A 346-nucleotide genomic window follows, 5' to 3' on the forward strand; every position below is an offset into this window, starting at 1 on the left:
TGGTCGCTGGAGCGGAACGGAGTGCCCGCCTCGGTGGCGCCGAACGCGTAACCGCGGTCGCTCCACTCCGGCGAGTTGATGCCCCACACGCCGGCGCCCGTGACCGACGCCGCGAGCGACGGCGAGGCGATGACGTGGTCCAGCGAGCCGAGCTCCCCGTCGAAGGAGTAGGTGTACTGACCCTTCGCCTTGGACGGCACGGTGTCGAGCCAGCCCTGCGACGTGAACACGTCGATCGGGTCCTCCTGGCCGTAGGCGTTGAAGTCACCGATCAGCAGCATGTCGTCGCTGCCGCTGTCGGCCTTCAGCTTCTCCGTGAACGTGAGCAGGGACTTCGCCTGCGCGA

General features: G+C 68.2%; 1 pseudogene. It reads right to left on the reverse strand.

The features are described from left to right. Positions 1-346, reverse strand: a pseudogene (locus KI686_RS17495) (hypothetical protein); the annotation flags it as partial.

This window comes from Polaribacter sargassicola (assembly GCF_021991835.1).
GTDB classification, from domain to species: Bacteria; Bacteroidota; Bacteroidia; order Flavobacteriales; family Flavobacteriaceae; genus Polaribacter; species Polaribacter sargassicola.